The organism is Enterobacter sp. 120016 (assembly GCF_018383635.1).
Taxonomy (GTDB): Bacteria; Pseudomonadota; Gammaproteobacteria; order Enterobacterales; family Enterobacteriaceae; genus Enterobacter; species Enterobacter asburiae_D.
The window spans coordinates 25643-39122 of the sequence record NZ_JAHAWC010000003.1 but is presented as its reverse complement, the minus strand read 5'-3'; the positions used below and the strand labels follow the sequence as shown (position 1 = coordinate 39122).

General features: G+C 55.0%; 14 protein-coding genes. 13 read left to right on the top strand and 1 reads right to left on the bottom strand.

The features are described from left to right. Window positions 1-9 precede the first annotated feature (9 nt). From fabG to ptsG, 9 genes are all read left to right on the top strand, one after another. Window positions 10-744: a 3-oxoacyl-ACP reductase FabG gene (gene fabG / locus KIF87_RS06475; protein WP_008500795.1), complete on the top strand. Its 735-nt coding sequence runs from the start codon at window positions 10-12 to the stop codon at window positions 742-744. Between the two features lie 154 nt (window positions 745-898). Then, window positions 899-1135, top strand: a complete 237-nt coding sequence (gene acpP / locus KIF87_RS06470; RefSeq protein ID WP_003857954.1) for an acyl carrier protein — start codon at window positions 899-901, stop codon at window positions 1133-1135. A 91-nt stretch (window positions 1136-1226) separates the two neighbouring features. Then, window positions 1227-2468 (top strand): beta-ketoacyl-ACP synthase II, encoded by a 1242-nt coding sequence (gene fabF, locus KIF87_RS06465; RefSeq protein WP_023335279.1) that lies wholly within the window; start codon window positions 1227-1229, stop codon window positions 2466-2468. A gap of 120 nt (window positions 2469-2588) precedes the next feature. Beyond that, window positions 2589-3398: an aminodeoxychorismate lyase gene (pabC, locus tag KIF87_RS06460; protein WP_213328251.1), complete on the top strand. Its 810-nt coding sequence runs from the start codon at window positions 2589-2591 to the stop codon at window positions 3396-3398. A gap of 2 nt (window positions 3399-3400) precedes the next feature. Then, window positions 3401-4423: a cell division protein YceG gene (gene yceG, locus KIF87_RS06455; protein ID WP_213328250.1), complete on the top strand. Its 1023-nt coding sequence runs from the start codon at window positions 3401-3403 to the stop codon at window positions 4421-4423. Continuing rightward, window positions 4413-5054 carry a dTMP kinase gene (gene tmk, locus KIF87_RS06450; protein WP_213328249.1) on the top strand — a complete coding sequence of 214 codons (642 nt, stop codon included), beginning with the start codon at window positions 4413-4415 and terminating at the stop codon, window positions 5052-5054. The genes yceG and tmk overlap by 11 nt, the downstream gene beginning before the upstream one ends. Next, window positions 5051-6055, top strand: coding sequence for a DNA polymerase III subunit delta' (gene holB / locus KIF87_RS06445; RefSeq protein WP_213328248.1), 1005 nt, complete (start codon window positions 5051-5053; stop codon window positions 6053-6055). Before tmk ends, holB begins: the two co-directional genes overlap by 4 nt. 10 nt (window positions 6056-6065) lie before the next feature. Continuing rightward, complete coding sequence (locus tag KIF87_RS06440) at window positions 6066-6860, top strand: metal-dependent hydrolase (RefSeq protein ID WP_029739870.1); 795 nt, start codon at window positions 6066-6068, stop codon at window positions 6858-6860. Between the two features lie 297 nt (window positions 6861-7157). Next, window positions 7158-8591, top strand: coding sequence for a PTS glucose transporter subunit IIBC (gene ptsG, locus KIF87_RS06435; protein WP_029739869.1), 1434 nt, complete (start codon window positions 7158-7160; stop codon window positions 8589-8591). A 141-nt stretch (window positions 8592-8732) separates the two neighbouring features. On the opposite strand, the gene fhuE is transcribed toward ptsG, so the two are convergent. Next, on the bottom strand, window positions 8733-10922 hold the full coding sequence (gene fhuE / locus KIF87_RS06430) for a ferric-rhodotorulic acid/ferric-coprogen receptor FhuE (protein WP_213328247.1): 2190 nt from the start codon (window positions 10920-10922) through the stop codon (window positions 8733-8735). Window positions 10923-11272: 350 nt separating this feature from the next. On the opposite strand from fhuE, the gene hinT reads away from it, so the two are divergent. Genes hinT through thiK form a run of 4 tightly spaced genes read left to right on the top strand, consistent with a single transcriptional unit; the run spans window position 11273 to window position 13471 of the window. Beyond that, window positions 11273-11632 (top strand): purine nucleoside phosphoramidase, encoded by a 360-nt coding sequence (hinT, locus tag KIF87_RS06425; protein ID WP_006809243.1) that lies wholly within the window; start codon window positions 11273-11275, stop codon window positions 11630-11632. A gap of 1 nt (window position 11633) precedes the next feature. Continuing rightward, window positions 11634-12008, top strand: a complete 375-nt coding sequence (locus KIF87_RS06420) for a YcfL family putative periplasmic lipoprotein (RefSeq protein WP_063144624.1) — start codon at window positions 11634-11636, stop codon at window positions 12006-12008. A 13-nt stretch (window positions 12009-12021) separates the two neighbouring features. After that, on the top strand, window positions 12022-12666 hold the full coding sequence (gene lpoB / locus KIF87_RS06415) for a penicillin-binding protein activator LpoB (protein ID WP_103791505.1): 645 nt from the start codon (window positions 12022-12024) through the stop codon (window positions 12664-12666). Beyond that, on the top strand, window positions 12647-13471 hold the full coding sequence (gene thiK, locus KIF87_RS06410) for a thiamine kinase (RefSeq protein WP_213328246.1): 825 nt from the start codon (window positions 12647-12649) through the stop codon (window positions 13469-13471). The genes lpoB and thiK overlap by 20 nt, the downstream gene beginning before the upstream one ends. The last annotated feature ends 9 nt before the right edge of the window (window positions 13472-13480 follow it).

Genomic DNA, 13480 nt, shown 5'->3' with positions numbered 1-13480 from the left:
AGGAATACCATGAGTTTTGAAGGAAAAATCGCCCTGGTCACTGGCGCAAGCCGCGGTATCGGGCGTGCAATTGCTGAAACACTGGTTGCGCGCGGCGCGAAGGTGATTGGTACAGCAACCAGCGAGAATGGCGCTCAGGCCATCAGCGAGTATCTGGGTGCAAACGGTAAAGGTCTGGTACTGAATGTGACTGAACCTGCATCTATCGAATCTGTTCTGGAAAATATTCGCGCAGAGTTTGGCGAAGTGGATATTCTGGTAAACAATGCCGGGATCACTCGCGATAACCTGTTAATGCGAATGAAAGACGACGAGTGGAACGATATCATCGAAACCAACCTGTCATCTGTATTCCGTCTGTCAAAAGCGGTAATGCGCGCTATGATGAAAAAGCGTCATGGTCGTATTATCACTGTCGGTTCTGTGGTTGGTACCATGGGAAATGCTGGTCAGGCTAACTACGCTGCGGCGAAAGCAGGTCTGATTGGTTTCAGTAAGTCGCTGGCGCGTGAAGTTGCGTCCCGCGGTATTACGGTAAACGTTGTTGCTCCGGGCTTTATTGAAACGGACATGACGCGTGCGCTGACTGATGAGCAGCGTGCGGGTACGCTGGCGGCAGTTCCGGCGGGTCGTCTTGGCGACCCTAAAGAAATCGCCAGTGCGGTTGCATTTTTAGCCTCTGACGAAGCGGGTTACATCACTGGTGAGACCCTCCACGTCAACGGCGGGATGTATATGGTTTAACCACGATGAAAAATATTTGCGTTATTAGGGCGAATGGCCTCAAAATAACGTAAAATCGTGGTAAGAACTGCCGGGATTTAGTTGCAAATTTTTCAACATTTTATACACTACGAAAACCATCGCGAAAGCGAGTTTTGATAGGAAATTTAAGAGTATGAGCACTATCGAAGAACGCGTTAAGAAAATTATCGGCGAACAGCTGGGCGTTAAGCAGGAAGAAGTTGTGAACTCCGCTTCCTTCGTTGAAGACCTGGGCGCAGATTCTCTTGACACCGTTGAGCTGGTAATGGCTCTGGAAGAAGAGTTTGATACTGAGATTCCGGACGAAGAAGCTGAGAAGATCACCACCGTTCAGGCTGCCATTGATTACATCAACGGTCACCAGGCGTAAGTGAACATCTCCAGGCGGTCATTCGACCGCCTGAGTTTTATCTTTTTTAGTCCCACGAATCTCTTTTTTTATCCCTCCCTGGAGGACAAACGTGTCTAAGCGTCGTGTAGTTGTGACCGGACTTGGCATGTTGTCTCCTGTCGGCAATACCGTAGAGTCCACCTGGAAAGCTCTCCTTGCCGGTCAGAGCGGCATCAGCCTAATCGACCATTTCGATACTAGCGCCTATGCAACGAAATTTGCTGGCTTAGTAAAGGATTTTAACTGTGAAGAGATCATCTCGCGCAAAGAACAGCGCAAGATGGATGCCTTCATTCAATATGGAATTGTCGCTGGCGTTCAGGCCATGCAGGATTCTGGCCTTGAGATTACGGAAGAGAACGCAACCCGTATCGGCGCCGCTATCGGCTCCGGGATTGGCGGTCTTGGCCTGATCGAGGAAAACCATACATCTCTGATGAATGGCGGCCCGCGTAAGATCAGCCCGTTCTTCGTTCCGTCCACGATTGTTAACATGGTGGCGGGTCACCTGACCATCATGTTCGGCCTGCGTGGGCCAAGCATTTCTATCGCGACCGCCTGTACGTCTGGCGTACATAACATCGGCCAGGCCGCGCGCATTATCGCGTACGGCGATGCAGATGCTATGGTTGCGGGCGGTGCTGAAAAAGCCAGTACCCCACTGGGTGTCGGCGGTTTTGGTGCGGCGCGTGCGCTGTCTACCCGTAATGATAACCCGCAGGCGGCGAGCCGTCCGTGGGATAAAGACCGTGACGGCTTTGTGCTGGGCGACGGGGCGGGCATGATCGTACTGGAAGAGTACGAACACGCGAAAAAACGCGGTGCGAAAATTTATGCTGAAATCGTTGGTTTCGGCATGAGCAGCGATGCTTACCACATGACGTCTCCTCCTGAGAACGGCGCGGGTGCTGCGCTGGCGATGGAAAACGCGATTCGTGATGCGGGTATTACCCCAGCACAAATTGGCTACGTGAACGCGCACGGCACCTCTACGCCTGCAGGCGATAAAGCTGAAGCTCAGGCGGTTAAGTCTATCTTCGGCGAATCTGCCAGCCGCGTAATGGTGAGCTCCACGAAGTCCATGACCGGTCACCTGCTGGGTGCGGCGGGTGCAGTAGAGTCAATCTACTCCATCCTTGCGCTGCGCGATCAGGCTGTACCGCCAACCATCAACCTGGATAACCCGGATGAAGGTTGCGATCTGGACTTCGTTCCTCACGAAGCGCGTCAGGTTAGCGGTATGGAGTACACCCTGTGTAACTCCTTCGGCTTCGGCGGCACCAACGGCTCTCTGATCTTCAAAAAGATCTGATCCTGACGTCCCGATAGCGTTTAAAAAGGTCCGCTTGCCGGGCCTTTTTTATTAAGCCTAATCTTCTTGTCGGCTGCATGACATCCTGCCAGACTAAACGCCCACGCATAAGGAGCCACCATGTTTTTAATCAATGGCCTTGAGCAGGACACGCTGCCTGCCAGCGACAGGGCGATACAGTTCGGTGATGGTTGCTTTACAACGGCGCGCATTCTGGATGGCGATGTCTGCCTGCTGGAGGCGCATATTCGACGCCTGCAGCATGGCTGTGAAAAGCTCATGATCCCCTTTACGCACTGGGAAATGCTTCGCCAGGAAATGTGCCAGCTCGCATCAGTTAAGCACAGCGGCGTACTCAAAGTCATCATCAGCCGCGGCAGTGGTGGCCGGGGTTACAGCGCCGCATCGTGTATCAACCCAACGCGTATTCTCTCCGTTTCTGCTTATCCCGCGCATTACTCTCGCTGGCGAGAAGACGGCGTCACGCTGACGCTGAGCCCGGTACGGCTGGGACGAAACCCGATGCTGGCCGGGCTTAAGCATCTCAATCGCCTGGAGCAGGTGCTCATTCGTACTCATCTTGAACGGACGGACGCCGATGAGGCGCTGGTTCTTGACAGCGAAGGGTTCATTACGGAATGCTGTGCGGCTAATTTACTCTGGCGGCAGGGGGAAGAGGTATTCACTCCGTCGCTGGAACACGCTGGCGTAAATGGGTTAATGCGTCAGTTTTGTCTGCAACAGCTGGCACGCTCTGGCTTTCGCGTTGTCGAAGTTAGCGCAGGAGAAGCCGCGCTACAGACTGCCGATGAAGTCATCATCTGCAATGCGCTGATGCCTGTTGTACCCGTCCGTGCGTATGGCCAACAACGCTGGTCTTCGCGCGAACTGTTTCAGTTTTTAGCCCCGATATGTGAGCAAACCAGATAGTCATGAAAAAAATGTTGCGCTTTGTCCTTATCCTCATCGTTGCGCTGGGCGTCGCTGGCGGAGCTGGCGTATGGAAAGTTCGCCAGCTGGCGGACAGCAAAATCCTGGTTAAAGACGAAACGATCTTTACCCTGAAAGCGGGAACCGGCCGTCAGGCGCTGGGGGAACAGCTCTATGGCGACAAGATTATCAATCGTCCACGGGTATTTCAGTGGCTATTGCGCGTGGAGCCTGAGCTGTCACATTTTAAAGCCGGTACCTATCGCTTTACGCCGGGAATGACCGTCAGGGAGATGCTGCAGCTGCTGGAAAGCGGCAAAGAAGCCCAGTTCCCCCTGCGGTTTGTAGAAGGGATGCGCCTGAGCGATTACCTCAAACAGCTGCGTGACGCGCCGTATATCAAACATACGTTAAAAGACGATAGCTATCAGACGGTGGCTGACGCGCTGAAGTTTGAACACCCGGAATGGGTGGAAGGCTGGTTCTGGCCAGATACCTGGATGTACACGGCAGGCACGACCGATGTGGCCATCCTGAAGCGGGCGCACAAAAAAATGGTCGCCGCCGTGGATGCGGCCTGGGAAGGGCGAATGGAAGGGTTGCCTTACAGCGATCAGAATCAGTTTGTGACCATGGCCTCGATTATCGAGAAAGAGACAGCCGTTGCCGCCGAGCGCGATCGGGTAGCGTCAGTATTTATCAACCGTCTGCGCATCGGCATGCGTCTGCAAACCGACCCTACCGTTATCTACGGCATGGGCGAGAGCTATACCGGCAAGATCTCAAGAAAAGATCTGGAGACGCCAACGGCGTATAATACCTACGTGATTAGCGGTTTACCGCCTGGCCCGATCGCCACGCCAAGCGAAGCGTCGCTCAAAGCCGCCGCGCATCCGGCTAAAACTCCGTATCTCTATTTTGTGGCTGATGGAAAAGGGGGGCATACCTTTAACACCAACCTTGCCAGCCACAATCGCTCTGTTCAGGACTATCTGAAGGCACTTAAGGAAAAAAATGCGCAGTAAATACATTGTCATTGAGGGACTCGAAGGGGCGGGTAAAACCACCGCCCGCAACGTGGTGGTGGATACGCTCAAAACGCTTGGCGTGGCGGTCATGGTATTTACCCGCGAGCCGGGCGGCACGCAGCTGGCTGAAAAGCTGCGCAGCCTGGTGCTGGATATCAAATCCGTCGGCGACGAAGTTATCACTGACAAAGCCGAAGTGCTGATGTTCTACGCGGCGCGCGTTCAGCTGGTTGAGACGGTTATCAAACCTGCCCTGGCCGAGGGTAAGTGGGTGATCGGCGACCGTCACGATCTGTCGACTCAGGCGTATCAGGGCGGAGGACGCGGTATCGACCAGACAATGCTGGCCACGCTGCGTAATGCCGTATTGGGTGATTTTCGCCCCGACCTGACGCTCTATCTGGATGTGACGCCGGAAGTGGGCCTCAAGCGTGCCCGCGCGCGCGGCGAGCTGGACCGCATTGAACAAGAGTCATTTGATTTCTTTAACCGCACCCGTGCGCGCTATCTTGAACTGGCCGCACAGGACAGCTCAATTTGTACCATCGATGCGACGCAGTCCCTGGACGACGTCACGCGTGACATTCAGCATACCATTACTCAGTGGGTGCAGGGGCAGCAGGCATGAAATGGTATCCATGGTTGCGCCCACACTTTGAACAGCTGATCGGCAGCTATCAGGCGGGTCGGGGGCATCATGCTTTACTGATTCAGGCATTGCCAGGGATGGGTGATGATGCGCTGATTTATGCCATCACCCGTTTTCTGATGTGTCAGCAGCCGGAAGGACACAAGAGCTGTGGTAAATGCCGTGGCTGTCAGCTGATGCAGGCGGGAACACATCCTGACTACTACACCCTTGAGCCTGAAAAAGGCAAAAGCGCGCTCGGTATTGATGCCGTGCGTGAAGTCGGTGAAAAATTGTATGAACACGCGCGACTGGGCGGCGCTAAAGTGGTCTGGCTTAAAGACGCTACGCTGCTCACCGAGGCGGCCGCTAACGCTCTGCTCAAAACCCTGGAAGAGCCGCCGGTAAAAACGTGGTTTTTCCTCTCATGCCGTGACCCGGGACGATTGCTGGCGACGTTGCGCAGCCGTTGTCGTCTTCATCACCTGGCGGTGCCCCAGGAATCGTGGGCGCTGAGCTGGCTTGAGCGTGAGGTGACAACGTCACCTGAGAGCGCGCTGACCGCCTTGCGTCTGAGCAGCGGTGCGCCTGCTGCGGCACTGGCATTACTGCAGCCTGACGTCTGGTCAGAGCGAGAAACGCTCTGCCGGGCCGTCGACGCTTCACTGAACAGTCACGACTGGCTAAGTTTACTGCCTGCGCTTAACAGCGATCGGGCCGTTGAGCGTCTGCACTGGCTGGCCTCCTTGCTGCTGGATGCGCTCAAAATCCAGCAAGGGGCAACGCTTCTGACCAACCCGGATGCGTGGCCGCTGGTAAATACGCTGGCGAACCGCCTTTCAGGAAAGATTCTTCACGCGATGCTCCATGAAATTTGCCAGAGTCGTGAACAGCTTTTAACCGTGACGGGTCTTAATCGCGAGCTTTTACTGACCGACCAGTTACTGCGTATCGAACATTACCTGCAACCCGGCGTCACACCGCCAGTTTCCCATCTCTGAGAGAGACATTATGTTTTTAGTCGACTCACACTGCCATCTTGATGGCCTGGATTATCAATCTCTGCATAAAAACGTGGATGACGTGCTGGCAAAAGCCGCTGCCCGCGATGTGAAATTCTGTCTTGCGGTAGCAACCACGCTGCCGGGCTACCGCTCCATGCGTGAGCTGGTGGGCGTTCGCGATAACGTGGTGTTCTCCTGCGGCGTGCATCCGTTGAATCAGGACGAGGCGTACGACGTTGAGGATCTGCGCCGACTGGCGGCAGAAGAGGGCGTGGTGGCGATGGGTGAGACCGGGCTGGACTATTTTTACACGCCGGAAACCAAACCGCGTCAGCAGGAATCCTTCCGCAACCATATTCGCATTGGCAGGGAGCTGAACAAGCCGGTTATCGTCCACACCCGCGACGCGCGTGCGGATACCCTGGCGATCCTCCGGGAAGAAAACGTGACGGATTGCGGTGGCGTACTACACTGTTTCACAGAAGACAGAGAAACGGCGGGTAAGCTGCTTGATTTAGGGTTTTATATCTCGTTTTCGGGGATCGTGACGTTCCGTAACGCTGAGCAGCTGCGTGATGCTGCACGTTATGTTCCGCTCGATCGCATTCTGGTGGAGACAGATTCTCCGTATCTCGCACCGGTACCGCATCGCGGTAAAGAGAACCAGCCCGCTATGACGAGAGATGTGGCTGAGTACATGGCCGTTCTGAAGGGCGTCAGCATCGACGAGCTGGCCCGCGTGACGACGGAAAACTTCTCCACGCTGTTCCATATCGACCCCGCCCGCCTGCAATCTGTCTGATACACCTGTTTTTTTTAGGCTCGTAATTAATAAGTAAAGCGAGTAAAGTTCACCGCCTCATTTGGGGCGGTGAGGGTGTTTTTAGACACATCCGGACATGCTTTTTGTAAATAACTGAAAGTTTTTCGACCGCCTTAAGCTGAAACGTGATAGCCGTCAAACAAACTCAGAGGGAATTATTTTACTCTGTGTAATAAATAAAGGGCGCTTAGATGTCCTGTCCACGGCACGGTACTCCCCCCGGGCCAATGCGTGAAAGCGTAAAAAAAGCACAAATACTCAGGAGCACTCTCAATTATGTTTAAGAATGCATTTGCTAACCTGCAAAAGGTCGGTAAATCGCTGATGCTGCCAGTATCCGTACTGCCTATCGCAGGTATCCTGCTGGGTGTCGGTTCTGCTAACTTCAGCTGGCTGCCAGCCGTAGTGTCCCACGTGATGGCCGAAGCAGGCGGTTCTGTCTTTGCTAACATGCCACTGATCTTCGCGATCGGTGTGGCTCTGGGCTTCACCAATAACGACGGCGTTTCTGCGCTGGCTGCAGTGGTTGCCTACGGCATCATGGTGAAAACCATGGCTGTGGTTGCGCCGCTGGTTCTGCATTTACCGGCAGAAGAGATCGCCGCGAAACACCTGGCGGACACCGGTGTTCTGGGCGGTATCATCTCCGGTGCGATTGCAGCGTATATGTTTAACCGCTTCTATCGCATCAAGCTGCCTGAGTATCTGGGCTTCTTCGCGGGCAAGCGTTTCGTTCCGATCATCTCTGGTCTGGCAGCGATTTTCACTGGCGTGATCCTGTCCTTCATCTGGCCACCAATCGGCTCCGCTATCCAGACCTTCTCTCAGTGGGCTGCTTACCAGAACCCGGTTGTGGCGTTTGGTATCTACGGCTTCATCGAGCGTTGCCTGGTGCCATTTGGTCTGCACCACATCTGGAACGTTCCATTCCAGATGCAGATTGGTGAATTCACCAACGCAGCAGGTCAGGTATTCCACGGCGATATCCCACGTTACATGGCGGGCGACCCAACTGCAGGTAAACTGTCTGGTGGCTTCCTGTTCAAAATGTACGGTCTGCCAGCCGCTGCGATTGCTATCTGGCACTCTGCTAAGCCAGAGAACCGTGCAAAAGTGGGCGGTATCATGATCTCCGCAGCGTTGACCTCGTTCCTGACCGGTATCACCGAGCCGATCGAGTTCTCCTTCATGTTCGTTGCGCCGATCCTGTACGTTATCCACGCGATTCTGGCGGGCCTGGCGTTCCCAATCTGTATTCTGCTGGGTATGCGTGACGGTACGTCCTTCTCTCACGGCCTGATCGACTTCATCGTTCTGTCCGGTAACAGCAGCAAACTGTGGCTGTTCCCAATCGTGGGTGCGTGCTATGCGGTTGCGTACTACACCATCTTCCGCGTGCTGATTAAAGCACTGGACCTGAAAACCCCAGGCCGTGAAGATGCGACAGAAGACAGCAAAGCAGGCGCTACCAGCGAAATGGCTCCGGCACTGGTCGCAGCGTTCGGTGGTAAAGAGAACATCACTAACCTGGACGCGTGCATCACTCGTCTGCGTGTGAGCGTTGCCGACGTAGCGAAAGTAGACCAGCCGGGTCTGAAAAAACTGGGCGCAGCAGGCGTAGTTGTTGCAGGTTCTGGTGTACAGGCAATCTTCGGTACCAAATCCGATAACCTGAAAACCGAAATGGATGAGTACATCCGCAGCAACTAAGTTGTGACCTGGGGAGACTAAGGCAGCCGAATGGCTGCCTTTTTTATTCCTGCGGTTTATGGTGCCGGGTGGCGGCTGCGCCTTACCCGGCCTGGGTGATGGGTAGGCCCGGCAAGCGTCGCGCCACCGGGCTTCTGTCACTCAGAAATCGTAGCTCGCGCTCACCGAGACGTTTAGCGGCGCGCCATAAACCACATAAGAGCCGACGTAATCGTAATACTCTTTGTCGAACAGGTTGTTGACGTTCGCCTGAACGGCAAAATCTTTGGTGACCTGATAGCGGCTAAAGAGGTTAACCAGCCCGTAGCTGCCTTGCTCCGCACGGTTGCGGCCAGCCGGAGCGCCATCCACATCCGTCCACACTTTGTTTTGCCAGTTTACGCCACCGCCTACGGTCAGCGCTGGCAGCATTGGCAGCTGATAACGGGTGAACAGTTTCATGGTCGTGCGCGGCTGATCGGCGCTGACCGCGTTGCCGTTCTTATCTTCAGCAATGTAACGAGTCGCGCCGAAGGTCAACTGCCAGCTATCGGTCAACGCGCCGTTCAGCTCGAACTCAATCCCTTTGCTCACTACGCCGTCCAGCGACTGATAGATCGACTCACCGCTCGGCATGTAGGTATACGTGTTGCTTGCTACGTTATCCTGCTCAATGCGGAAAATCGCCAGCGAGGTGGTAAGACGGGTATTGAACCAGTCTGCTTTCACACCGGCTTCGTAGCTTTTGCCCGTGGTGGGGTCGAGATAGCGTCCGCTGGCGTTCCGCTTGTCCTGCGGCTGGAAGATGGAGGTATAGCTGACGTAGGTCGACCAGTCTTCATTGATGTCGTAGACCAGCCCCGCGTAGGGCGTAACGTCATCTTTAGTGCTTTCCAGACGGGTGTCCGGGGAGCCCGCTGGGTTATAGCGAATATTATAGTTGGTATAACGCGCGCCGAGGATCAGATGCAGCGGGTCAGCCAGCGAGAAGCGGGCGGAGGTATACGCTGAGGACTGGCGGATGTCGTCCTGGCTGTAGAGCTTCCACGGCGTCCACTGCGGATCGGCAATGTTCCCGTTCCAGTTTTTAAAGTTACCCACATCAACCATGCCATAAACCGCGTCAGGCATGGTGTTGTCGTAATGGTTACGCTGACGGCTGAAGCTGCCGCCGAACATCATTTCGTGCTGACGGCCAAAGAGATCGAAATCGCCGCGCAGGAAAGCGTCCACCGCATCCTGTTTACGTTCACCGCGGTTCCAGCCGCCGTAGCCCACCATGCCCGCGCCGGTTTCTTTATCCGGATAACCGGACATATACATCAGCTTAGAGTCGAAGTTGGTTTCAGCATGCATGCCGTTAATGTGCGCTTCCCAGCCGTTGTCGAAACGCTGGGTCAGGTTAGCGAAGATGCGGGTGCTGTCCTTGTCCGAGTAGGCCCAGTCAGGCGCGACGGTCTGGCTACGATTGTAATCAGTTTTACTCCCGTCGCTGTACCAGGTCGGCAGTCCGCCCCAGGTTGGGTCGGCGGTATGGCTTTCCTGATATTCATATCCCACAGAGAGGGCGGTGCTGTCGGTGATGTCAGCGTCCATCACGCCATAGAGGAATTTTTTCCGGTAGTGGTAGTTATCCACGAAGCTGTCGTTATCCTGATAACCCGTAATCAGGCGGCCCCGCACCTTGCCTGACTCCACCAGCGGCGCCTGCAAATCCAGCACGTAGCGCTGCTTGTCCCAGCTGCCGTAGCTGGCGGAGACATTCCCTTTGAATTCATTACTGTCCGCATGCTTACGTACCATATTAACGTACGCCGCCGGGTTGCCCGTACCGGACATCAGGCCGGTTGCGCCGCGGACCACTTCGATGCGGTCATAGATCGCCGTATCGGCGGCGGTATCACCAAAGTTCCATACCTCGCTGATGGAGGTCGGCAGGTCGTCATAGGCGTAGTTGCTAACGAAGAACCCGCGTGAGTAAAACACGGTACGGTCGCTGTCCTGCACCTGCGCGGTAACGCCCGTGGTGTTAGTTAACACCTGGCCGATGGACTGCAGGTTCTGATCGGCCATGCGCTGCTGGCTGATCACGCTGACGGACTGCGGGATATCGCGGGGAACCAGCAGCAGTTTGGTTCCGGTGGTGGTGGTTTTTACGCTGTAATCCTGAGTCTGGTTTGCGGAAGGATCCTGTGTATTGTCAAAACCTTCGTCTACGATGACGGTATCTTCGGCTGTTGATGCAGCGAAAGCGGCGGCTGGCGTCAATGCCATAGCAATGCAGACTGCCAGCAACGAAGGCGTTGCGACAGGCTGATGTTGCCCATCCCTGGTGTGATTAATGAAAGACATTATCAAACCCTTATGAACGGTGTAGAGGGTATGCGTCAGTCCCGCAGAAACGGGCTGGCGTCGTTTTCTATGTTAAAAATGCGCATGAAAATGCAAATGCGAAATATACGCATTGCTATTAATGCTGTAAACAAATGTGTCGACCGGAATTGAAATAATGTTTCAGCCCGTTGAGGCATACGAGCGGTCACTCTTCACCCAGCTGATGAACATTCAGGAAAGAAATCGAGGGAGGAGGTTGAAAGGACAGGAGAAACTCGCTCATACTCTTGAATTGTGTCACACACCGATCCCCGGAGTGTGTTTACAGCGGACGCATTGCGCCAGATTAAACAAAAAAGGAAAAGGTCATGGCTGAAGAAACGATTTTCAGTAAAATTATCCGCCGCGAAATTCCGTCGGATATCGTCTATCAGGATGAACTGGTGACGGCTTTCCGGGACATTTCCCCTCAGGCCCCGACGCACATCCTTATCATTCCCAATATTCTGATTCCGACTGTAAACGACGTAAAAACCGAGCATGAAGTGGCGTTAGGTCGTATGCTGACGGTGGCCGCGAAAATCGCTGAACAGGAAGGGATTGCAGAAGACGGTTACCGTCTGATCATGAACTGCAACCGTCATGGTGGCCAGGAAGTTTATCATATTCACATGCATCTGCTGGGTGGACGTCCTCTGGGGCCGATGCTGGCACATAAAGGTCTCTGACATGCTTAAAGGGCGTATTGCAGCGCTGGTAATGACGATGATGATTGTGGGGTGCAGCTCGCGTCCGGCAATCCCCGTGAATGATGAACAGACGCTGGTCATGGAATCCTCCGTGCTTGCCGCGGGCATCACGGCGCAACAGCCCGCGTTGACCATCAGTGAAATCAACTCATCTGCCTCCTCTACGCTCTTTAATGAAAGACATGAACCAGTGACGGTTCACTACCGTTTTTTCTGGTATGACGTAAGAGGTCTTGAAATGCATCCGCTGGAGGCGCCGCGCAGCGTCACCATTCCGGCCAGGTCGTCGGTAACGCTCTATGGCAGCGCCAACTATCTGGGTGCACATAAGGTGAGACTTTATCTTTATCTCTGAGGGGTGAACCTTGATTAAAAATTTGAGCCGCTATGCGCTCGTGACAGCTTTCGCTCTGTTTCTCGCAGGGTGTGTGACCCGAACTGAACAGCCTGCGCCTGTGGAAGAGGCTAAACCGGGTACTGAACAGCCGACACCGCCAACGCAGCAGCAGCCAACCGTGCCGTCTGTACCATCTATTCCGGCCCAGCCAGGCCCGATTGAGCATCCGGACCAGACGTCACAGCCCACGCCGCGCGTGCGCCATTACGACTGGAACGGGGCAATGCAGCCGATGGTAGGCAAAATGCTGCAGGCGCAGGGCGTGACGGCGGGCAGCGTGTTGCTGGTCGACAGCGTCAACAACCGTACCAACGGTTCGCTGAACGCGGGTGAAGCGACGGAAACCCTGCGCAATGCTCTGGCTAACAACGGCAAGTTTACGCTGGTCTCGGCTCAGCAGCTCGCGGTAGCCAAACAGCAGCTGGGCCTGTCGCCGCAGGATAGCCTCGGCACACGCAGCAAGGCGATCGGCATCGCCCGTAACGTTGGCGCGCAGTATGTGCTTTACTCTAACGCCACCGGTAACGTGAATACCCCAGCCCTGCAGATGCAGCTGATGCTGGTTCAGACAGGCGAAATTATCTGGTCAGGTAAAGGTGCGGTTACGCAACAATGACGGCACGCGTGAAGAGATTCTGACGCGCTATTTTCCTCAGTATCGCCTTATCGCGCCGCAGGCCCATTCCGGGCTTGGCGGCGCGAGTTGCATTATAGAGCAGGGCGAACACCGTCTGGTCTTGCGGCAGAATCACGATCCCTACGCGCCTGCTTTCCATTTCCGTCGTCAGTTTCGTGCCCTGAGACGTCTTCCGTCAGATCTCGTACCTGAACCCCGTTTTTTCAGACAGGGCTGGATGGCCGTCGACTATCTGGACGGTGACGTTAAAAGCGCGCTGCCGGACACCCCAGAGCTTGCGGCAATATTGTATCATCTGCACCGGCAGCCACGTCTGGGATGGCGAATTACGTTATTCCCGCTGCTTGAACATTACTGGCAGCAAGCCCTGCCTGACAGGCGTACACCAGTATGGCTGGCACATCTCAAGCGGCTGCGTAAAACGGGTGAGCCGCAGCCGATTCGGCTCGCGCCGTTACATATGGATGTTCATGCCGGGAATATTGTTCATACGCCAGCGGGCATCAGGCTTATCGACTGGGAGTATGCCGGAGATGGCGATGTGGCGCTGGAGCTGGCGGCAGTCTGGACGGAGAGTGACGCCGCGCGGCAGACGCTCATCAGGGAGTACGCCCGGGTGGCACATATTGACCCCGATGCGCTTACGCGTCAGGTCAGGCGCTGGCGACCCTGGGTCGTCATGCTAATGGCTGGCTGGTTTGAAATGCGCTATCGGCAGTCCAGAGACAAACAATTTATTGCGCTGGCAGACGATGCCTGGCGTCAGTTACAAACTAAAGGATAAGAGAGGTGG